The sequence below is a fragment of the Sporosarcina sp. P37 genome (genome assembly GCF_002109365.1).
Lineage (GTDB): Bacteria > Bacillota > Bacilli > Bacillales_A > Planococcaceae > Sporosarcina.
Window position 1 is genome coordinate 811,305 of sequence record NZ_CP015349.1, and the last position, 22,212, is coordinate 833,516.

Below are 22,212 nucleotides of genomic sequence, written 5' to 3' on the forward strand. Positions count from 1 at the left end.
AACGTGATGAATCGAAGATTCATCTTCCGAATGTTTCTGTCATGTTTCAGACAAGAGAACATAATCCTTAGAAAGGAGGTGATCCAGCCGCACCTTCCGATACGGCTACCTTGTTACGACTTCACCCCAATCATCTGTCCCACCTTCGGCGGCTGGCTCCCGTAAGGGTTACCCCACCGACTTCGGGTGTTACAAACTCTCGTGGTGTGACGGGCGGTGTGTACAAGACCCGGGAACGTATTCACCGTGGCATGCTGATCCACGATTACTAGCGATTCCGGCTTCATGCAGGCGAGTTGCAGCCTGCAATCCGAACTGGGAACGATTTTGTGGGATTGGCTCCCCCTCGCGGGTTTGCAGCCCTCTGTATCGTCCATTGTAGCACGTGTGTAGCCCAGGTCATAAGGGGCATGATGATTTGACGTCATCCCCACCTTCCTCCGGTTTGTCACCGGCAGTCACCTTAGAGTGCCCAACTGAATGATGGCAACTAAGATTAAGGGTTGCGCTCGTTGCGGGACTTAACCCAACATCTCACGACACGAGCTGACGACAACCATGCACCACCTGTCACCACTGTCCCCGAAGGGAAAGGCATGTCTCCATGCCGGTCAGTGGGATGTCAAGACCTGGTAAGGTTCTTCGCGTTGCTTCGAATTAAACCACATGCTCCACCGCTTGTGCGGGTCCCCGTCAATTCCTTTGAGTTTCAGCCTTGCGGCCGTACTCCCCAGGCGGAGTGCTTAATGCGTTAGCTGCAGCACTAAGGGGCGGAAACCCCCTAACACTTAGCACTCATCGTTTACGGCGTGGACTACCAGGGTATCTAATCCTGTTTGCTCCCCACGCTTTCGCGCCTCAGCGTCAGTTACAGACCAGAAAGCCGCCTTCGCCACTGGTGTTCCTCCACATCTCTACGCATTTCACCGCTACACGTGGAATTCCGCTTTCCTCTTCTGTACTCAAGTCCTCCAGTTTCCAATGACCCTCCACGGTTGAGCCGTGGGCTTTCACATCAGACTTAAAGGACCGCCTGCGCGCGCTTTACGCCCAATAATTCCGGACAACGCTTGCCACCTACGTATTACCGCGGCTGCTGGCACGTAGTTAGCCGTGGCTTTCTGGTAAGGTACCGTCAAGGTACAGGCAGTTACTCCTGTACTTGTTCTTCCCTTACAACAGAGCTTTACGATCCGAAAACCTTCTTCACTCACGCGGCATTGCTCCATCAGACTTTCGTCCATTGTGGAAGATTCCCTACTGCTGCCTCCCGTAGGAGTCTGGGCCGTGTCTCAGTCCCAGTGTGGCCGATCACCCTCTCAGGTCGGCTACGCATCGTTGCCTTGGTAGGCCGTTACCCCACCAACTAGCTAATGCGCCGCGGGCCCATCCTTCAGTGACAGCGAAACGCCGTCTTTCAACATCTCTTCATGCGAAGAAATGGATCATTCGGTATTAGCCCCGGTTTCCCGGAGTTATCCCCATCTGAAGGGCAGGTTGCCCACGTGTTACTCACCCGTCCGCCGCTAACTGTTGGAAGCAAGCTTCCAACAGTTCGCTCGACTTGCATGTATTAGGCATGCCGCCAGCGTTCGTCCTGAGCCAGGATCAAACTCTCCATAAGACCGGTCGCCGATTCGCAGCGGATTGCGTCGTCAGTTTCACTCGCTCAGTCGGTCACGTACGTTAGTACGCTCCCTTCTTCGCTCGATCACTTCCTAGCACTCCACTACGACTCGACACCCGATAGAATGAAAATTCGATTAGCTCGAGTTTCATTTGCTGGCATCAATTAAGATACTCATGTTGTTTATGTCATCGCTAGATGCATAAACTGTATTTCGTTAACGTTTTGCTGTTCAGTTTTCAAGGTTCGTGTTTGTCGTCTGTGTAAAAGCGACTTCTCTATATTACACTCGGCATTTCAATAAGTCAACAACTTTTTAAAAAAAGTTTTTTGGTTGTTTTGTTTATGTCCGAAGCGACAAGAACTAATATACAATAGATCCGTTATAGAAATCAAGCCTTTTTTAAAAAAAGTTTTTCTTTTAATCTTTTTACATCAGCGATAAACAGCAGAACCCCCGTCAATACAACGATTGCGCCTATTGTTTGAAGTGTTGTTATTTTTTCGTGCAAGATAAAGTACGCTGCTATGGAGGCGAATATCGGTTCAAATAAAGTCGCAATCGATACGACATTCGTGCTTACCCACTTCACCGCCCAGTTAAATAATGTGTGACCCAGCAGGTTTGGCAGGATGGCCAGCGCCAGAAACCAGCCCCAATCCGAAGCAGGGTAACCAAAAAACGGCTGTTGAATACTCACCACATAAAAGAACAAAGCAATAGAACTTACCGAATAGACAAGAAATGTGTAGGTAACGAGTGATACTCTCTTGCGTACATTCTGTCCTATCAATAAGTAGGCTGTAACGAACGCGCAGCCAAGTAAAGCAAGGATATCTCCAAACAAAGCAGCACCGCTTACTTGAAAGTCGCCCCAGCTGATAATACAACTGCCGGACAATGCAATCAATACAGCTGTCAGCATTTTGCCTGTGATGATCTCTTTAAAGAATAATGCAGTGCCAGCCAGTGCGAATATCGGCTGCAGCGTAACTAGTACGGTTGAACTGGCAACAGAAGTGTAGTTAAGGGATTCAAACCAAAGTATAAAATGAATAGCTAAAAACACTCCTGCACTTACAGTGAAAATCCAGTCTCTTCTATTCAGTGTTTTCACTTCGTTGCGATAGGAAAGTAAAAACAGCGGAAGCATAATAACTGCAGATAAAAACATACGATAAAAGGCGATGACTCCTGCATCTGCTGTCGCCAGTTTCACAAAAATAGCAGAAAAGCCGATTGTGAGTACACCGATTGCGATTGGGATATACGGATGGATGGCGGGTTTATTCAAAATATCACTTCTCTTTCTGTCTCTTCTCCCATTACAATAGAATAAAGGGATGTTTACGGATATCTCCCCCTCGGATACAGTATAGAGGCTGTCTTCGTAATCTGTCAGTAAAGGAGGTTAATTCATGCTCACACTGCTAAACGAGTCTTTTAATCAGGAAACACTTCTTAAAATAGGCGTCGCTCTCACCCTTAGCATCATAATGGGTGTGGAAAGAGAAATCAAAAAAAAGCCGATTGGATTAAAAACCAGTGCCGTCATCGCCACATTCAGCTGCCTGCTGACGATTATTTCAATCGAAGCTGCCTACCTGGTCCCCGCACGTGATGATATTAATATTACGATGGACCCTTTACGTCTGTCTGCACAAATCGTCAGTGGAATCGGTTTCCTTGGAGCCGGCGCCATCCTCCGCAGAGATAACGACAACATCACCGGACTTACTACTGCCGCAATGATCTGGGGGGCTGCGGGAATTGGAATCGCGGTGGGCGCAGGTTTTTATATCGAAGCAACCTTTACAGTAATCAGTGTAATGATTGTTATTGAGCTGCTTTCACCATTCCTGAGCAGGTTTGGTCCAAAACGATTACGGGCAAAAGAAGCGAATTGCACCATCATCATTACTCAAAAATCCAAAATTGACGATCTCGTACTTTATTTACGGGAAGAGAAAATGGAAATCGATCATATGCGTATCCGACAATTCCAAACTGATCAGCATCAATATCGGCATGAGCTGAATTTCAAATTAATAGCACAGCCAAAGAAGTCCACCACTTCCCTATATGTGGAATTGACGACTTTGCCTTACGTAGAGTCTGTAGAACTCGTAATTTACCCATAGAAAAAGCCAAGTCGCATTGACCTGGCCACTGTGACTGAAGATTGAACCGTATGTACGGGTCTGTCTTCAGTCTTTTTCTATCATACTTATAAACTGCTCTTCAATAGAGTAAGAACTTCTTCTTGAGATAATTGTGCAAAACCGCCAAGCGGACCGTTAACTGCAGCTTTCTCCGCAATCAGCTCCAATTTCGAGTCATCGATGTCATAGTCAGCAAGTGATACGGGTGCGCCGATTTTCTTCCAATAGGCACTCAGACGATCGATTCCTTCCATCGCAATCTCTTTATCGGTCTTACCGGCAGGCTCCACACCGAACACATTAACTGCTAATTGCACATAACGCTTCGGATTTTTCGGGAACGTCTGCTTCATCCAATGCGGGAATAAAATTGCCAAACCCCCTGCGTGAGGAATATCGTAGACAGCCGATACAGCGTGTTCAATATCATGCGTGCCCCAGTCTCCTCTCGTTCCCATCGATAAGAAACCATTCAAACCCCATACCCCCGCAAACATCATGGCTTCGCGAAGCTCTATATTTTGAGGGTCTTCCACTAATTGTTCCCCAATCTTCATCACTGAACGGAGAGCCGCTTCACAGATTTCATCCTGGAATACAGTATTTTCTGCTGTGTGGAAATATTGTTCAAAAATATGCGACATCGTATCCACGATACCGTTAACCGTTTGGTCCAAGGGTACAGTCAACGTGTATGCAGGATCCAGTATCGAGAATTTCGGATAGTTCAGCGGTCCTCCCCATCCATATTTCTCCTGTGTTTCTTCATTAGTGATAACAGAACCTGCATTCATTTCTGAACTGGTCGCGGTTAATGTAAGAACCGTGCCAAACGGCAATGCTTCAGTAGGTCTTGCTTTGCCTATGACAAAGTCCCAAGGATCACCATCATATTTCGCAGCAGACGCAATCAATTTCGTGCAGTCGATAACAGAACCGCCGCCCGCTGCAATAATGACGTCGATTTGGTGTTCTTTACACAGATCAGCACCTCTTTTAGCTGTCGTCAACCGGGGATTCGGCTCGACACCGGCCATTTCCACCACTTCAAAATCATTTTCATTCAGAAGCTGCAATAATTCATCGTATAATCCGTTACGCTTAATGCTTCCTCCGCCGTATACAAGCAGCACTTTTCTGCCATACTGTGCGAGTTCTTTAGGCAAACGCTGCAGCTGGCCTTCACCGAATAATAATTTAGTCGGATTATTAAAAATAAAATTATCCAATTCGTACGCCTCCTTCTTCCTATTCCCTATTATGAAAAAGATGTATTTATGATGCAAGTATAGTGTTCTGAAAAGAGGATATACTTTTTACAGGAGGAGATAATATGGAAACACTGCAAAAAGTTACACTGGCTATTGCGCTGATCGGCGCTTTAAATTGGGGAGTTGTCGGTATTTTTCGCTTCGACGTCATTGCACAGCTGACAGAAGGAGCTTATCAGCCGCTGGCCCGTTTTCTCTATATTGTGATCGGACTGTCAGGAGTCATCGCACTGCAGGTTCTCTTTACGTATTGGCGCAGGGAAGATGATCCAGAACTCGAGAAAGCCCCTTCTTCATCAATAGAACATGTGTAAATCGGATGTCCCGGAAGTCATGCTGCTTCCAGGGGTATCCTTTTTTAGTTTTGTGTACTTCAGAATGCTTCGTTGTGAATGAATGCAGACCGGCATCTATGGAGGCATTGCGGCTCCAGCAGGGTACATTTCGGGAAAACACCGTTTGCATGCGATCCCCCAATACATATTGAAATAAAAAAGAGCCCTCACCGGAAGTCGTTTCATAATGACTTCCGGGAAAGCTCTTTTAATTAGTATTAAACCCAGCCACGGAAACGGCTTGCTTCCGCTGTTTTGCGTACACCGATCATATATGCAGCCAGACGCATGTCAATATTGCGCGTAGTTGCCACATTATATACGTTTTCAAATGCCGTAACCATCTTTTCCGTCATTTTCTCACGTACTTCTTCTTCAGACCAGTAGTACCCCATATTATTTTGTACCCATTCAAAATACGATACTGTTACGCCGCCTGCACTTGCCAGCACGTCAGGCACAAGCAAAATACCGCGATCTGTCAGGATTTTTGTCGCTTCAGAAGTAGTCGGGCCATTCGCCGCTTCTACTACAATGTTTGCTTTAATGTTATGCGCATTCTTTTCAGTGATCTGATTTTCGATTGCAGCCGGCACCAGAATATCACATTCCATTTCGAGCAATTCCGCGTTTGTCAGCGTATTGTCGAATAAAGTAGTGACGGTCCCGAAGCTGTCACGACGATCAAGCAGATAGTCAATGTCTAAGCCATCCGGATCATGAAGCGCGCCGTATGCATCGGAAATACCGATAACTTTTGCTCCTGCATCATGTAAGAACTTAGAAAGGAAACTGCCTGCGTTACCGAATCCTTGTACGATTACACGAGCGCCTTTCATATCAATATTACGGCGCTTTGCCGCTTCATTGATAATAATCGTTACCCCTTCAGCTGTCGCACGGTCACGTCCGTGAGAACCGCCGAGCACAACCGGTTTCCCCGTAATGAAACCTGGAGAGTTAAATTCATCGATTTTACTGTATTCATCCATCATCCATGCCATGATCTGGGAGTTCGTGAACACGTCAGGTGCCGGAATGTCTTTTGCCGGTCCCATGACTTGACTTAACGCACGCACGTAGCCGCGGCTTAAACGTTCTAATTCGCCCATGGACATTTCACGCGGATCACAGATGATGCCGCCTTTACCGCCGCCGTATGGCAAGTCCACAATTCCTGCTTTCAGTGTCATCCACATAGAAAGCGCCTTCACTTCATCAGCGTTAACGCCGGGGTGATAACGGACGCCGCCTTTTGTAGGGCCGACTGCATCATTGTGCTGTCCGCGGTATCCGGTAAATACTTTTACTTTCCCGTCATCCATTCGGACAGGAATACGTACTTCCACCATACGAAGTGGTTCTTTCAGTAGTTCATACATTCCTTCATCATAGCCTAGCTTTTCAAGTGCTTCTTTGATAACAACTTGCGTAGACGTAAATAGATTCAGGTTTTCTGTCATTGTATGGTTCGCCTCTTTGTTTGGTATTGTCTTTCACGCACACATTATAACACGGGCTGACCGAAACATCCACCCATCAATTCCAAACCTTTTCTGAATTTATCTTTCGCGCAAAAAAGATCGGGCATGAGAACCTGTTTTATGCGGCAAATACTGTGCGAATCTTTTCTAGCGCCCAGTCTAACTCCTCTTTTGTAATGATCAGCGGCGGGGCAAATCGAATCACTGTGTCATGCGTTTCTTTGCACAGCAAACCGAGTTCTTTCAGCTGCTCACAATAAGGACGTGCGCCTTCTGACAGCTCCATACCAATGAACAGCCCCCGGCCCCGCACTTCTTTAATGGCAGGATGGGATAGTTTCTGCAGTTCAGACATGAAGTAATTTCCCAGTTCTTCCGACTTTTTCGCCAGTTCTTCCTGCTCCAATACATCAATTGCTGCGATGGATACTGCGCACGCCATTGGATTCCCGCCGAATGTTGAACCATGTGAACCTGGGTTGAATACGCCCAGTATGTCATCATTTGCCAGTACACAGGAAATAGGAAATACGCCGCCGCCAAGTGCTTTACCTAAAATATACATATCAGGCGTAACATCATCATAGTCACATGCAAACATTTTTCCCGTACGGCACAGACCTGCCTGGATTTCATCTGCAATGAATAGAATGTTTTCTTTTTTACAAAGCTCGGAAGCTTCTTTCATAAAGCCTTCGGGCGGAATGACAATCCCCGCCTCACCTTGGATCGGTTCAATCAGAAACGCCGCAGTATTGGCAGTAATAGCCGCTTTCAACGCTTCAATATCGCCGTATTCAACCAATTTAATTCCCGGAAGCAATGGACCGAACCCTTTTTTATATTCCGGATCGGATGATAATGAAATTGCGCCAAGCGTACGGCCGTGGAAGTTTCCGACGCATGCAATAATCTCCGCATGATTGCCCGCTACGCCTTTTACGTCATACGCCCAGCGTCTGGCTGCTTTTAACGCAGTCTCCACGGCTTCCGCTCCGGTATTCATAGGCAGCACCATGTTTTTTCCCGAGAGCTTTGCCATCTTTTCGTACCATGGGCCCAGCTGATCATTATGGAACGCGCGCGAAGTCAGCGTAACTCTGTCCGCCTGATCTTTTAACGCCTGAATAATCGCCGGATGACGGTGGCCCTGATTCACAGCGGAATACGCCGCCAGCATATCCATATATTTCGTGCCTTCCGGATCTTTTACCCACACACCTTCCGCTTCTGAAATTACAATTGGAAGCGGATGATAGTTATTCGCGCCGTATTTTTCTGTTTGATCAATAATCGCAGTCGTTTTTGTCATATTCATTCACTCCTCCACATTCTCTAGACCGGTTCACAGCATTTCTGAAGTTGTTTTCCCCTGCATATGCAGCTGCAAGTAATCCGGACCGCCAGCTTTGGAATCTGTACCTGACATATTGAAACCGCCAAATGGCTGATAGCCTACGATTGCCCCTGTACATCCCCTGTTGAAATACAAATTCCCAACGTGGAAGTCCTCGCGTGCCTGTTCAATGTGGCGGCGGTTGTTCGTAATGACCGCGCCCGTCAAGCCATAGTCCGTGTCATTGGCAAATTCAATCGCTTCGGTAAACGAGGAAGCTTTTGAAAGCGCCACAACCGGCCCGAATATTTCTTCCTGAGAAATGCGCGCTGCCGGATCCACATCTGCAAATACAGTCGGTGCTACAAAATAACCTTTGGAATCGTCACCGGTTCCGCCGGCAATCAAACGGCCTTCTTTCTTGCCTATCTCAATATAGTCCATAATTTTATCGTATGCCGCCTGATCGATAACCGGTCCGGCAAGATTTTTGCTATCGGCGGGATCTCCCCAGTGGAACGCCTTCGTTAATTCTTCTACGCGTTTTACCACTTCATCGTAGACCTCTTCGTGAATAATTGCGCGGGAACATGCTGAACATTTCTGACCGCTGAAACCAAATGCCGATTTTACGATAGATTGGGCAGCCAGTTCCAGATCTGCTTCGTTATCGACGACAATCGTATCTTTTCCGCCCATTTCCGCAATTACACGTTTCAGCCAAATTTGCCCGTCATGAACTTTCGCCGCACGTTCAAAAATGCGCGTACCTACCTCACGGGATCCTGTAAATGATATAAAGCGGGTATCTTTATGATCGACCAGATAGTCTCCGATTTCGGAACCTGATCCTGGGATATAGTTGACAACACCTGCCGGTAAGCCGGCCTCTTCCAGCACTTCAATAAATTTATACGCAACCACTGTAGCGGTGGACGCCGGTTTCAGTAGTACCGTGTTACCTGTAACAAGTGCTCCAACTGTTGTGCCCGCCATGATCGCAAATGCAAAGTTCCATGGTGAGATGACTACCCCTACACCAAGCGGAATATAATCGAATCGGTTGTATTCACCCGGTCTGCTCTCGACTTTCATGCCATCTTTCAATGTAAGCATCTGTCTGCCGTAATATTCCAAGAAATCGATTCCTTCCGCCACGTCAGCATCCGCTTCATTCCACGGCTTGCCGGCTTCTTTCGTAAGCAACGCGGAAAACTCAAATTTACGGCGTCTGACGATTGCTGCGGCTTTAAACAGCACATCCGCACGGAATTCAGGCTTTACTTTTCTCCACGTCTCAAATGTTTCATTCGCAACAGTCATCGCTTGCTCAGCTAAGCCGCGGCTCGCCTGCGAAACATTCCCGATAATTTCTTTTTTATTTGAAGGGTTGCTGGACGCAAGCTTCTGATCGGTCATGATGCGTTCTCCACCGATAATTAACGGGTAGTCTTCACCCAAGTAGCCTTCCACCGTCTTAAATCCCTGCTCGTATGCTTTGCGATTTTCTTCAACCGTAAAATCTGTAAAAGGTTCATGTTTGTATGGAATCATTTGGAATCAAATCCTCCTTTTAATTAGGGCGCAAAATATATTTGCGTTTGATAGCGTTTACATTTATAATGATGCAAGAAAACATGGCGCTTTGCAAGTGATTTGAAGAATTTTTTTCATATTCTGCTAATTTAGTAACGGGTACGCTATTAGGAATACGTTAGGAAGGTGTACAACATGAATGCCCAAGATAGATTACTGCACATATGCAATCAGTTTGCCGTCGATCATGCAAATATCGGGATACACGCCGTCGATGATTCAGGGCGGACGATCATTTATAATCGTAAAATGAAAGAAATTGAAGGGCTAAATCTTGAGGATATAAAAGATCATTCGTTTGTTGAGTTGTTCAATTTTGATAAAAATGAAAGTACGCTGCTAAAAGTGCTGCAAAGCGGTGAACCCCAGCTTCGCGTAAAGCAAACGTATTGGAACACAAAAAAGACGGAAATTACAACGACGAATGACACGTATCCTGTTTATCACAAACAGCAGCTAGTCGGAGCGATCGAGTTTGCACAGGATATTACAGCACTAGAAAAATTCGTGCTGCAGCCGCTGCGCAAAACGCAGGCACCCGTGACATTCAATCAGCTGATTGCACATTCTGCTGCTATGAAATCAGTAATTTCCACTGCAGAAAAAGCAGCTTCAGCCAAATTGCCTGTGCTCTTAATCGGTGAAACAGGAGTCGGCAAAGACCAGCTCGCTGAAGCAATACATTATGATGCGTCCGCCGAGGAACAGGTTTTCCGCACTTTTCATTGCCTTCATGCAGATACAGACAATCTGCAGCAACTTGAACAAACCTTGCAGGATGAGCCTCCGATGACATTATTCTGTGAACGGATCGACGGATTGCCGATTCCGCTGCAAAGAGCATTGTTATATGTCTTGCAGCAAACTTCCTCTCACCAGTTTATTGCCAGTATTGGAGACGATCCGGTGGAGCTCATTTCTTCGGGCGCATTACTGAAGGAATTATATTATTTTTTTGCATCGTTCACGATACGGATCCCCCCGCTGCGCAAGCGGACTGAAGATATTATTCCATTTGCGGATGCCTATCTGAGCCGCAAGAAGGAATCACTCGGAGCGGGGCTTATGCAAATTGATGAAGAAGTGAAGGAGCTGTTTTGTTCATACAGCTGGCCCGGAAATCTGCGGGAGCTTGCATTGCTGCTTGACGAAGTGTCGTCTATCCGGACAACAGAAGAGACATTGACAATCGGGATGCTGCCTGCCCAATTCAGGCAGAAGGCGGAGGCTGCGTCAAATGAAGCGCTGCAGCCGGGCGATTTCATTGTAAACAGCAATGCTGCGCTTCCGCCGCTCGATCAATATTTGCGGGAGGCGGAACGGTATTATCTTCAAAAAGCGATGAAACTGCATAATGATAATATCACCAAAACCGCAAGTTCTCTTGGGATGAGCAGGCAAAACTTACAATACCGTCTAAAAAAGCTGAGAGAATAAAAACACACGAAAGCGGCAAAATGCTTCCGTGTGTTTTTAATGTCCGGCTTGCTCGATCCAGTCCTGTAACTTATCCTTTAATGAGTTAAAACCATCTTTGTCCTGCTGATCCACGCGCTCCTGCAGTGACTGACGGGAACGGTTATGATTCAAATAGGAACTGGGCGGTTCTTGCAACGCACGAATCGATAAACTGATTTTACTTGCTTCATCGTCTACATCCAATACTTTGACGCGGACTTCCTGCCCTACTTCCAAAAAATCATGAATATCTTTTACGAATCCATACGTGATTTCAGAGATGTGCACTAACCCTTGCGTTGAAGCATCCAGTGATACAAACGCACCGTACGGCTGTATTCCGGTTACTTTCCCGGTCAGCTCATCTCCTACTGCAAATTTGTGAGACATGCATAACAGCTCCCAATCTAAAGTAGTATCTATTCTGCCATTCTGGCCGCTTCATAGTATACCATATTTCAGGAATTTGAACAAAAAACCACCATTCAAATGAATAGCGGTGTACATTCTGAGTTATACAATATGTTTGGCTTCATATTTAACTGCCATTAGCTTATAGGAAATATCCATGCATTTCTCTAAAGGTATCCAAATTTCATAGGTATGCTCATAGACATTACGAATGCATTTGGCTAAGTCTGCCGGGTGGTCAATCCGGTCAAGTGCCGCCACTACTTCTGCTATTTCTGTGTCATATGCGTCTTCCCCTGCCCCGAACGGATTCCATTGCTTCAGCAGTAAAACAGCTTTTCTGTTCATTTCTATGGTTTGCACGATTCGTCACCTTATTTGTGTTTTCTTTTTATCATAGCACAGCCATCCATAAGAAAAAAGAAAACTGTTATTCGCGTTACGTGTCAGCCGGGCCAATAAAAAAGAACATCCCGGTCAATCGACGGGATGTTCTTGATTGGCGTTCTGCCGACGTTCACGCAAAATACGCTGTTCCAGCTCTTTCGTTTCTTCTTCCTGCCGCTTGGACTTCTTAATGATCCAACGAAATACGATCAGCATCAGTGTCATAAAGATGACGAAAGAGATAGCTGCTGGAATGTATTCTGACTTATCTTCAGGAAAATAAAGAAACGGCATCAATAGAACGAAGTCCATGATAGTTTCCTCCTATGAATCAAATACGATTACTTTTGAATAATTTCAATTGATTCGATTTTGATATCTTCTTTCGGCTTGTTGTCGCGGCCGCATTTTGTATTGGCGATGCTGTCGACAACGTCCATGCCTTCCACTACCTGTCCAAAGACTGTGTGCTTCTGATCTAAGTGAGGTGTTCCGCCGTTTTCTTCATATGCATCAGCAATCTCATCCGGCCAGCCGCCTTTTTTCAATTGGGCTGCAGTAGCGCCTCCAAGTGAAGATGCCTGTACAATAAAGAACTGGCTTCCATTTGTGTTCGGGCCTGCATTTGCCATGGACAGTGCGCCGCGCAAGTTGAACAAGTTCATTGTGAATTCATCCTGGAATGTATTTCCGTAGATACTCTCTCCGCCCATACCTGTTCCAGTCGGGTCTCCGCCTTGAATCATGAATTCAGGAATAACACGGTGGAAAATAATTCCGTTATAATAGTCGTTTTCAGCGTGTGTCAGGAAATTTTCAACCGTCTTCGGCGCATGCTCTTTAAAGAGCTTTATTTTGATCGGCCCCATTGTCGTGTTCATCACAACAAGTGCTTCGTTCTCTGCTACTTCAGTCGATAATTGTGGATACATGATATTCCTCCTCTGATTTGCGTGCCTGTTCGTTTTGGTGCATGTTTTGTATATGGAAACAGTCTATCATATATGGCTGGAAAATTCGATAATTGTAACTGTGACAGTTAGTTGACAATATGTTTTAGGAAGGGATAAAGCGCGGCGCTGAGGGGAAAAAGCGTTGATCATTAGTGGAAGCAGGGCGGGTTCGCTCATTAATTCGTATAAGCGCTCATAGTTCATGTGTAACCGCTCAATGTTCATCGCCAGCCGCCCTATCGCGATCCGTAACCGCTCACACTCTGCGCTGAAGCGCTCTATGACGAGCTGTAACCGCTCATTGCGTCATTGCGCGCTCCCCCGCCCCCCAGCGTTTCTAGATCTTGATCGCACTCATACACTTCAAGAGTAAATAAGCGTCAATAACTTCAATGAGTTCTGGCATTACAAGTAATTTCATCCTGTGTACATCAATTGACTCTGACTGCAGGTGTAGGCACTATGTTTCCTTCGCCCGGCGAATTGTTTTATACTAATAACCAATTACTGTTCTACAGAAGGAAGGTGGCCGATTTTGAGTCGGCATAAGAAAAATTTTATTATCATCTGGGTGACCAACTTCCTGGTTGCAGGGACGATGACAATGATTATGCCTTTCCTTTCGTTATATATTGATACGTTCGGAGATTATTCAGAGGCATATGTCCAGAAATGGGCGGGTCTGATTTTCGGGGCCACATTTATTACCGCGCTGATTATGTCACCTATTTGGGGGCGTTTTGCGGACCGTTATGGATTTAAGCCCATTTTATTAATTAACGGCTTCGGGATTGCGACTTCTGTATTCTTGATGGGATTCGTCGATTCAGTGGAAGTCTTTTTTGTTTTACGGCTGTTGAATGGCCTTGTATCCGGTTTTCTGCCGACTTCACTTGCTTTTATTTCATCGCAGACACCCCGGGATGAGGCTGGTAAGATGCTTGGCACGCTGCAGATGGGCGGTGTCGCAGGTATGCTGTTCGGGCCGGTGCTGGGCGGACTGATGGCAGACAGCTTCGGTTTTGAATATACATTTATCATTACCTCCGTGTCTGTTGTGATCGCGGCACTCATTGTATTGATTGGGATAAAAGAGGAAACACGTGTGAAAGCACGCAAAGTCGTAAAGTATTCCAGGAAGGTAATAATAGGCGGATTATTCAAGCACCGTCTGATGTTTAACGTCATGATCATTACAACATTGATACAAGTCGGGAACTTCAGTATTCAGCCGCTTCTGTCGCTCTATGTAGCGGATTTGACACATGCGATGACCAATGTGGCGTTCCTGGCAGGATTAACGTTCAGCGCAACCGGTCTTGGAAACTTATTATTCGCCAGATACTGGGGGAAAATCGGTGATGATATTGGCTACGAAAAAGTACTTGGTATTTTACTTATCATGTCATTTGTCTTTATTATCCCGCAGGCATTTGTATCTTCTTTATGGCAATTGGTTCTGCTGCGGTTCCTGTTCGGTATCTCGACAGGCGGCATGATTCCGATTACTACAGCACTTGTCCGCCGGGAGGCACCTCTTGAAGTGCAGGGAGAAGTGATGGGTTATAACACCAGCTTCCGGTTTCTTGGGAATATTGTAGGACCGATTTTCGGCGGGATTGTCAGCGGGTATATCGGTATTCCTTCGGTGTTCATCGTGACCGGTGTACTGTTTATGATCGGTTATTTATTGTTAACGCTGGCGATACGCCGGCCCACACAGGACTTCGAGCATTTTCTGGAAGACCGGCAAGTTGAAGCAGATCAGCACATATAAGATTGACCCCGTAAACAAAGTTTGCGGGGCTTTTTCATGCAATGATCCAAACGATGGCTGCCGATATATGTTATATTTTTCTAAAGTATCATTAACGTGCGATGGATGGGAGGCTGCTTAGTTGAAACAAATAGTCGGCTTGGTGATTACACTTGCTTGCGTTCCACTGTTAGTATTTATTCAAAATCAGATTCAGGCCGAGACTGTACAGACAGAAACACTGCAGGCGTCTATCCGCGATGCAGTGAAACTGGACGTCCCCGTCATGCGGTCGCCTATACAGATGAAAGACCGCAACGGTAAGCTTTTTGCGGAAGAATATGTTGAATGGCGGCGGCCGATTGACTTGCAAGATATGACGTTCTTCACTCGTCAACTATTTTTAAAAAGTGAAGACCGGACGTTTTATGAACACCGCGGTTATGATATCGCCGCCATTATTCGTGCGTTTACAGTCAACGCAGCCGCGGATGATAAAAGGCAAGGCGCTTCTACCATCACTCAGCAAGTCGTGCGTCTGCGTTATTTATCGACCGAAAAAACATATGAACGTAAATTCAAAGAACTGTTTCTCGCTGCAGAACTGGAAAAACAGTCGACGAAGGACGAGATTTTGGAAATGTATTTGAATGAAATGTATTTCGGCAATCAAGTATACGGAATTGGCGGAGCGGCAACCTATTATTTCAGCCGCCCGTTAGAAAAGCTGAATGAGGCAGAAATTGCATTTTTGGCGGCGATTCCGAATAATCCGTCGCTCTATAATCCAATCAAGCATTTCGATAAAACGAAAGAACGCCAAGTACGGCTCCTTCGGGTGCTGACGGACCAGCAGGTGATCACGCCTGAGCAATTTGAAGAATACCGTCAGCTGCCGATTACTTTACACGTCAAGAAAAAAGAACAATTTTATCCGATGTACAGCTCATACGTATTGGAAGAATTGAAAGAACTCATTGCGCAGACGGAGGGACTGGATGCCTCTATGCAAAAAGCCCGGACACCTGAAGAGCGGCAGCGCTGGCAGAATGAAATTAATAGACGCACGCGCGATGTCATCAGCAAAGGCGTGACGATTGAAACCGCACTGGATCCCTCGAAGCAGCAGCATGATGAAAATCGGCTGAATGCACTGATTGGAACCGGCGGCGTGCAGGCCGGAGCGGCTGTCATCGATAATGAAATGCGGGAAATCATCAGTCTGTATGCCGGTTCTGGCTATAAGAAAACCGATTTCAACCGCGCCTATCAGGCAGTGCGGCAACCCGGGTCCGCGATTAAGCCGTTCCTTGTCTACGCCCCGTTCTTTGAAAGTGGCCCTTATCACGCCGACACACCGGTCAACAGCAGCAACATTTGCATAGGCGGCTATTGCCCAACGAACTTTGGCAATTATCAATTTGGCACCACTTCTGTGCGGGAAGCCTTTCGCAACAGTTATAACACAACGGCTGTCCGCCTATTGCAGCGTGTAGGCATCGATACGGCATTTGCTCATCTGGAACCCTTCCACTTCCGGCACTTTGTCGAAGCGGACCGCACTTATCCTGCCGCTCTTGGCGGTTTTTCAAAAGGCGTTACACCGCTTGAACTGGCGGGTGCGGCTACCGGCTTTATTGACGGAATGTACATACCTCCCCGCGCTATCCGTTCAGTGAAAGACTCTACAGGGGAAGTGCTTTATAAATGGAAGGATACGACAAAGGCGGTCTGGTCCCCTTCCACCGTCAGCAGTATCCGGTCACTTATGCAGGAAGTCGTGCTCAACGGCACTGGTGAAGGAATTGCACATACTACTGGTTATACTGGAGCAAAAACCGGCACGACAGATTCATTCAAAGACTTGTGGGCAGTCGGCATGAACGACCGCTATACTTCTGCGGTATGGATTGGCTATGACCGGCCGAAACCGATTCCGCGTCTGCGTGACCAGAAAATTCATCTTCGCGCCTTTTCTTCCACGATGAGACCATAAAAGCCTTGCAGGTCCGTTAACCGGATCAGCACGGCTTTTCATATTACGTAGTCGGATTGGCCAGCGGAATGCTCGCAAGCACTCCATTATACAGACGGAACACGATATAAATAAGCCCCGCGAGCAAAACACTCCAGATAATGATTTGGAAGAAAATTAATCCGACAGTATGTGTCAGCGGCATGAACGGACTTAATGTATATATGACGTAGACGAAGTAGATAAATGTGGTGACGCTGAAGATCAGCACCAGCGCTTTCCATGATTGAATACCGGCTAATGAAACCAATGCCCCGATGAAGTAAATTAAGGCACCCGACTTCGATGCGCTGTAAGAAGCATCCGCCTCTTCTTTCAGGAAAAACAGTAACGCCGTCTCGTGAATCGTAACAGCAATCAATTTTAAAGCCGCGATGACCATAAAGAATAACAGTGTATACATTGTTAATAAGAAAATCCGTAATTGCAGATCGGATAAAAACTCGCGCATTCCCTGGTACAGACCGATTTCTTTAAAGAAAATCAAAGTCTCACCGACACTGTACACACCGAACGTCAGACTGAACAGGACAACGCTGACGAATGGCAAGTAACTGAATAAATATGGATTGTTCATACTGCACCTCAAAAATATTTTTTCACCCTCCTAATAATATAAGAAGGAAGTCGAATAAAGCAATAATTGGTCAACTGTCGGCTATGCAATTTGAAATGTTTTACGCTATACTAACAAATACGCCCACGCATATAACATGCACCATTTACTTTTACGATGAAAGAACATGTACGGAAGGAGGATTCTCTTGGAATTCGTGTTATTGATTTTTTTACCTGTAATCTTCGCGTTATTTGTTCCTTTGGCATATAAAAGAATCAAAGGAATACATACGGGTTGGTTCGTTTTACTCGTCCCGCTGGTGCTGTTTGGCTATTACGCCGGCTTCTTGCCATTGGTGATGGATGGCGGTCATGCTATTTCTGAACTGCAATGGATTCCTTCGCTTGGTATTGTATTTACATCATACATAGATGGTCTCAGTTTATTGTTTACACTATTGATTACCGGAATCGGCTCACTGGTCGTATTGTATTCTGTGTTTTACATGGACAGTAAAAAAGAGAATCTTGGAAGCTTTTATGTTTACCTGCTGATTTTCATGACCGCTATGCTTGGGGTTGTTCAGTCGGACAATACGATGACACTCTATTTGTTCTGGGAGTTAACATCTATTTCATCCTTCTTATTGATCGGCTTCTGGTATACAAAAGACAAATCACGCTTTGGTGCGCTGAAGTCGATGATGATTACCGTGTTCGGCGGATTGATGATGCTCGGGGGCTTTATTTTACTTAATATTATGGGGGGAACATTCTCTATCCGGGAATTAATCGCCCAGGCTCCTGAACTTGCAAATCAGCCCTACTTTATGCTGGCGTTAGTATTAATCTTGTTAGGCGCGTTCACCAAGTCAGCACAGTTCCCGTTCTATATTTGGCTTCCGGATGCCATGGAAGCGCCCACACCGGTCAGTGCGTATTTACACTCCGCCACGATGGTTAAGGCGGGTATCTATTTGGTTGCACGTTTCACGCCAATTTTCGGGTCATCGTCCGTCTGGATCTGGCTCGTCACAGGAATCGGGTTGCTGACGCTGTTCTGGGGATCATTCTTTGCAGTAAAGCAAACCGATTTGAAAGCGATTTTAGCATTTTCAACAGTCAGTCAATTGGGGCTGATTATGTCGCTCCTTGGTGCAGGCGCTATTTCTTATCATACGACTGCAGCCATATTCAGTTTTGCGACATATGCAGCGATTTTCCATTTGATTAACCATGCGACATTTAAGGGCGGTCTCTTCATGATTGCAGGTATCATCGACCATGAAACCGGTACCCGAGATATCCGGAAGCTTGGCGGGCTGATGAGTATTATGCCGATAAGTTTTACGGTTGCATTGATCGGTTCATTGTCAATGGCCGGCCTGCCTCCATTCAACGGATTCCTCAGTAAAGAAATGTTTTTGGAATCTATGGCAGCACTTCAACACTTTGAACTGTACAACTTTGATACTTGGGGAATCCTTTTCCCGATTGTCGCTTGGATTGCAAGCGTCTTCACGTTTACGTACAGTCTGTATTTTGTTTTGAAAACATTTATCGGACAGAAGAAATTCGAGCAATTGCCGAAGCAGCCTCACGAAGCACCGATTGGTATGCTGGCAGCTCCGATGATCCTGGCAAGCCTGGTTATCATTATTTTCTTCATACCGAATCTGGTCGGCAAATGGATTATTAAACCGGCCGTCATGGCGGTTCAGCCTACATTGTACGCCAGCCCGTCTGCTGTCGATATTCACGTGAAGGCATGGCATGGTTTTGGTTCAGTTGGCTTATGGCTTACGGTAGGTGTCATCGTATTCGGCACACTGTTATATCTGACTATTCCAAAATGGCAGCCGTTCTATCGTATCCAGCCGGACAGGCTGTCGCTGAATGCAGGGTATGACGCGTTAATGCGCGGAAGTGAAAGAGGAATGAACCGCGTTTCCCGTCTGTATATGACAGGTAAAATCCGAACGTATTTATTATATATGTTTGCTTTCCTGTCTGTTTCGATCATCGCGGTGCTGTTCATCAAAGATGCGTTCATCGTTGATATGAACAGTTTTGCAGCGATTACGTTGTATGGCGTGCTGAATGGACTGGTGCTGCTGCTATCAGTCGGCTTCGTCGTATTTGCGAAGTCACGTCTTGCCGCCATCATTGCGCTCGGCGGCGTCGGTTATTCCGTCGCATTATTCTTTGTGATCTTTAAAGCGCCTGACCTGGCATTGACACAGCTTGTGATTGAGACCGTGTCTGTTGCATTATTCTTGCTGGCATTTAAACATTTGCCCGCACTTCAAACACACGGCGAGACGGCAAGCCATAAAGTCGTCAACCTGATTGTTTCATTAAGCGTGGGTGTGATGGTGACATTAGTTGCCTTATCCAGCCACTCACAAAAATTAATCCCTTCGATTTCGCAGTACTACAAAGACACGGTCGCAACAGAAGCCGGCGGCGGAAATATCGTCAACGTCATTCTCGTGGATTACCGTGGATTTGATACGCTGTTTGAAATTGCAGTTCTCGCTATTGCAGGGATTGCGGTACTGGGCATGATTCGCCTGCGCGTATCGAGAAAGGAGCCGACTGATGAAAACAAATGATGTCATTTTACAAACCGCAACAAAAGTAGTGTTTTTCATCATCTTTCTGTTCTCGGTTCATATCTTTTTCGTGGGTCATTATGCACCAGGGGGAGGATTTGTCGGCGGCTTGCTGACGACAGGTGCTATCGTATTGCTGCTGCTCGCGTTTGATTTGAAAACGATCCAGCAAATTCTTCCTTTCAACTTTACGATCGTTACGGCAATCGGCCTTGTGCTGGCTCTAAGTACGGCGGGTGCATCAATTTTCTTCAATGTGCCGTTCTTTACGCATGCATATGATGATTTCAATTTGCCGTTATTTGGCAAGACTTCCCTTCATACCGCTATGTTTTTTGACAGCGGCGTGTACTTGGTAGTGGTCGGCTCCGCCATCACGATAATCCAGTCGATTGGAGGCGATGACTGATGGAATTTATTTTATCCATTCTCATTGGTGTGCTGTTTACGGCGGCCGTGTACTTGATCCTTTCAAGAAGTTTATTGAAAGTCATTTTAGGTACCGGTCTGCTCAGTCATGGTGCCCATTTGCTCATTTTGACAATGGGAGGTCTTGGAGGTTCAGCACCTCCAGTATTGATTGACGGTATAACGGATTTCGCAGATCCACTGCCTCAGGCGCTGATCTTAACGGCGATTGTCATCAGTTTTGGTGTGACAGCGGTCATACTCGTCATGGCGTATCGTATGTACGCCGTACACCAGACAGATAATATGAATGAATTGAGAGGGAATGATGAACATGATTAATCTTCTTTTATTTCCGATCATTATTCCTTTCTTTTTCGCGATGATTTTAATGTTCTTCAAAGAGCATGTGGTCATCCAAAGAGTTTTGACACTAATCGGATTGGCTCTCAGTCTAGTTGCTTCTTGTTGGCTTGTCGCGACAATAAAGACCGAAGGAATCCAAACCGTGACGCTCGGAAGCTGGCCCGCACCATTCGGTATATCCATGGTGTCGGATATGTTTTCCGCACTGCTCGTCACAACAACGATTTTGATCACGTTCTTTGTTGTTTTGTACAGCTTTTCATCAATCGGCATAGAAAGAGAGCGTTTTTTCTACTACCCTGCCATCCTGTTCATGATTACAGGTATTAACGGGGCTTTCACGACCGGGGATATTTTCAATATGTTCGTATTCTTCGAAGTGCTGCTGATCGCGTCGTACCTGCTTATCGTACTGGGCGGCGAAAAAAGACAGCTGCGCGAATCCATCAAGTACATATTGGTGAATGTAATTTCATCTGCGATTTTCGTCATCGCGGTAGCTTATTTGTATTCCGTGGTCGGAACATTAAACATGGCGGACATTTCGGTGAAGATTGCTGAAATCAATCAGCCGGGAATCATTTCCGTCATCGCCATTTTGTTTTTGATCGTATTTGGTATTAAAGGGGCAATCTTTCCTTTGTATTTCTGGCTCCCCGGATCGTACGCTGCACCGCCGATTCCTGTCTTGGCATTATTTGGTGCCCTGCTGACAAAAGTCGGTGTCTATGCGATCACGCGGACCTATACTTTATTTTTCGTTCATGACATTGGGTTCACCCATCAATTCCTGCTCGTTCTGTCGATATTGACAATCATTGCAGGCTGTATCGGTGCCCTTGCATACTTCGATTTGAAACAAATTATTATTTACAACATCATCATCGCAGTAGGCGTCATTCTGTTTGGCGTGGCTCAAATGAACACGGCAGGACTGGAAGGTGCCGTCTACTATTTGATTCACGATATGTTAATTAAAGGTGCGCTGTTCGTGTTGATCGGGATTATTATTTATGTGACCGGCACATCGAACTTGCGTGAAATGGGCGGTCTCATCAAGACGCACGGCACGCTGGGCTGGACGTATTTAATTGCGGCTTTCGGTCTTGCCGGCATTCCTCCGTTAAGCGGATTTATCGGAAAGGTGCTCATCGCAAAAGGCGCATTTGAAGCAGATCATGCGTTCAGCAGTGTGATCGTCTTGGCTTCGAGCCTGATTGTGCTGCTGTCTGTTATACGGATTTTCATTTATGCCTTTTGGGGCCCGCAGCAGCATGTATTGCCAGCCCGGGATCAGCGCGTATACCGTCAGATGATGCTGCCGGCAGTCATGCTTGTACTCATCACAGCGGCGTACGGTGTCGGTGCGGAATGGCTCATGCCATATATGAAGGATGCTGCTGATGTGCTGGCGGATCCGTCAATCTATATAAATGCGGTGTTAAAGGAGTAG

At 46.1% G+C, this 22,212-nt stretch carries 19 protein-coding genes and 1 rRNA gene; 9 read left to right on the forward strand and 11 right to left on the reverse strand.

All coding sequences use genetic code 11. The features are described 5' to 3' along the window. Positions 1–71: 71 nt before the first annotated feature. Together SporoP37_RS04340 and SporoP37_RS04345 are read right to left on the reverse strand one after the other, a co-directional pair. Positions 72–1,624 (reverse strand): 16S ribosomal RNA (locus SporoP37_RS04340). Positions 1,625–2,019: 395 nt separating this feature from the next. Continuing rightward, positions 2,020–2,922: a DMT family transporter gene (locus SporoP37_RS04345; protein ID WP_085430338.1), complete on the reverse strand. Its 903-nt coding sequence runs from the start codon at positions 2,920–2,922 to the stop codon at positions 2,020–2,022. A 124-nt stretch (positions 2,923–3,046) separates the two neighbouring features. Here SporoP37_RS04345 and SporoP37_RS04350 point away from each other — a divergent pair, with 124 nt between their 5' ends. After that, a complete protein-coding gene (locus SporoP37_RS04350; protein WP_081242476.1) occupies positions 3,047–3,769 on the forward strand; it encodes an MgtC/SapB family protein in 723 nt (240 codons plus the stop codon). Between the two features lie 86 nt (positions 3,770–3,855). Here the strand turns inward: SporoP37_RS04350 and SporoP37_RS04355 are convergent, their stop codons facing one another. Beyond that, positions 3,856–5,019, reverse strand: a complete 1,164-nt coding sequence (locus SporoP37_RS04355; protein WP_085430339.1) for an iron-containing alcohol dehydrogenase — start codon at positions 5,017–5,019, stop codon at positions 3,856–3,858. 104 nt (positions 5,020–5,123) lie between these two features. Here SporoP37_RS04355 and SporoP37_RS04360 point away from each other — a divergent pair, with 104 nt between their 5' ends. Beyond that, on the forward strand, positions 5,124–5,375 hold the full coding sequence (locus SporoP37_RS04360) for a DUF378 domain-containing protein (protein WP_081242478.1): 252 nt from the start codon (positions 5,124–5,126) through the stop codon (positions 5,373–5,375). 239 nt (positions 5,376–5,614) lie between these two features. Here SporoP37_RS04360 and SporoP37_RS04365 read toward each other — a convergent pair whose 3' ends face one another. The 3 genes from SporoP37_RS04365 to pruA all read right to left on the reverse strand — a co-directional run bounded on the left by SporoP37_RS04365 (position 5,615) and on the right by pruA (position 9,770). Then, the gene (locus SporoP37_RS04365; protein WP_081242479.1) at positions 5,615–6,859 is read right to left on the reverse strand and encodes a Glu/Leu/Phe/Val family dehydrogenase; all 1,245 of its coding nucleotides are present in this window, start codon (positions 6,857–6,859) and stop codon (positions 5,615–5,617) included. 139 nt (positions 6,860–6,998) lie between these two features. After that, positions 6,999–8,192, reverse strand: a complete 1,194-nt coding sequence (locus SporoP37_RS04370; RefSeq protein ID WP_081242480.1) for an ornithine--oxo-acid transaminase — start codon at positions 8,190–8,192, stop codon at positions 6,999–7,001. Positions 8,193–8,225: 33 nt separating this feature from the next. Continuing rightward, positions 8,226–9,770 (reverse strand): L-glutamate gamma-semialdehyde dehydrogenase, encoded by a 1,545-nt coding sequence (gene pruA / locus SporoP37_RS04375; RefSeq protein WP_085430340.1) that lies wholly within the window; start codon positions 9,768–9,770, stop codon positions 8,226–8,228. A 177-nt stretch (positions 9,771–9,947) separates the two neighbouring features. Here pruA and SporoP37_RS04380 point away from each other — a divergent pair, with 177 nt between their 5' ends. Next, positions 9,948–11,249 carry an AAA-type ATPase lid domain-containing protein gene (locus SporoP37_RS04380; RefSeq protein WP_085430341.1) on the forward strand — a complete coding sequence of 434 codons (1,302 nt, stop codon included), beginning with the start codon at positions 9,948–9,950 and terminating at the stop codon, positions 11,247–11,249. 36 nt (positions 11,250–11,285) lie between these two features. Here the strand turns inward: SporoP37_RS04380 and yugI are convergent, their stop codons facing one another. The 4 genes from yugI to SporoP37_RS04400 all read right to left on the reverse strand — a co-directional run bounded on the left by yugI (position 11,286) and on the right by SporoP37_RS04400 (position 13,000). Beyond that, positions 11,286–11,660 carry a S1 domain-containing post-transcriptional regulator GSP13 gene (gene yugI, locus SporoP37_RS04385; RefSeq protein ID WP_085430342.1) on the reverse strand — a complete coding sequence of 125 codons (375 nt, stop codon included), beginning with the start codon at positions 11,658–11,660 and terminating at the stop codon, positions 11,286–11,288. Between the two features lie 123 nt (positions 11,661–11,783). After that, positions 11,784–12,044, reverse strand: coding sequence for a DUF1871 family protein (locus SporoP37_RS04390; RefSeq protein WP_196796843.1), 261 nt, complete (start codon positions 12,042–12,044; stop codon positions 11,784–11,786). Between the two features lie 114 nt (positions 12,045–12,158). Next, positions 12,159–12,380, reverse strand: a complete 222-nt coding sequence (locus SporoP37_RS04395; protein WP_196796844.1) for a hypothetical protein — start codon at positions 12,378–12,380, stop codon at positions 12,159–12,161. Between the two features lie 29 nt (positions 12,381–12,409). Next, positions 12,410–13,000, reverse strand: coding sequence for a peptidylprolyl isomerase (locus SporoP37_RS04400; protein ID WP_081242485.1), 591 nt, complete (start codon positions 12,998–13,000; stop codon positions 12,410–12,412). A gap of 556 nt (positions 13,001–13,556) precedes the next feature. Between SporoP37_RS04400 and SporoP37_RS04405 the strand changes: the two genes are divergently transcribed. Together SporoP37_RS04405 and SporoP37_RS04410 are read left to right on the forward strand one after the other, a co-directional pair. Next, the gene (locus SporoP37_RS04405; protein ID WP_081242486.1) at positions 13,557–14,798 is read left to right on the forward strand and encodes an MFS transporter; all 1,242 of its coding nucleotides are present in this window, start codon (positions 13,557–13,559) and stop codon (positions 14,796–14,798) included. Positions 14,799–14,919: 121 nt separating this feature from the next. Continuing rightward, positions 14,920–16,773, forward strand: coding sequence for a transglycosylase domain-containing protein (locus tag SporoP37_RS04410; RefSeq protein ID WP_081242487.1), 1,854 nt, complete (start codon positions 14,920–14,922; stop codon positions 16,771–16,773). Positions 16,774–16,816: 43 nt separating this feature from the next. Here SporoP37_RS04410 and SporoP37_RS04415 read toward each other — a convergent pair whose 3' ends face one another. Then, positions 16,817–17,389 carry a YufK family protein gene (locus tag SporoP37_RS04415; RefSeq protein ID WP_085430343.1) on the reverse strand — a complete coding sequence of 191 codons (573 nt, stop codon included), beginning with the start codon at positions 17,387–17,389 and terminating at the stop codon, positions 16,817–16,819. Between the two features lie 187 nt (positions 17,390–17,576). Here SporoP37_RS04415 and SporoP37_RS04420 point away from each other — a divergent pair, with 187 nt between their 5' ends. From SporoP37_RS04420 to SporoP37_RS04435, 4 genes are read left to right on the forward strand one after another with little or no spacing between them, the layout of a single operon-like run. After that, entirely contained in the window at positions 17,577–19,985 is a 2,409-nt protein-coding gene (locus SporoP37_RS04420) for a Na+/H+ antiporter subunit A (protein WP_081242489.1), read from the forward strand. Further along, complete coding sequence (locus SporoP37_RS04425) at positions 19,972–20,394, forward strand: Na(+)/H(+) antiporter subunit B (RefSeq protein ID WP_085430344.1); 423 nt, start codon at positions 19,972–19,974, stop codon at positions 20,392–20,394. The genes SporoP37_RS04420 and SporoP37_RS04425 overlap by 14 nt, the downstream gene beginning before the upstream one ends. Further along, positions 20,394–20,735 (forward strand): Na(+)/H(+) antiporter subunit C, encoded by a 342-nt coding sequence (locus tag SporoP37_RS04430; protein ID WP_081242491.1) that lies wholly within the window; start codon positions 20,394–20,396, stop codon positions 20,733–20,735. The genes SporoP37_RS04425 and SporoP37_RS04430 overlap by 1 nt, the downstream gene beginning before the upstream one ends. Continuing rightward, entirely contained in the window at positions 20,728–22,212 is a 1,485-nt protein-coding gene (locus tag SporoP37_RS04435; protein ID WP_085430345.1) for a Na+/H+ antiporter subunit D, read from the forward strand. The genes SporoP37_RS04430 and SporoP37_RS04435 overlap by 8 nt, the downstream gene beginning before the upstream one ends.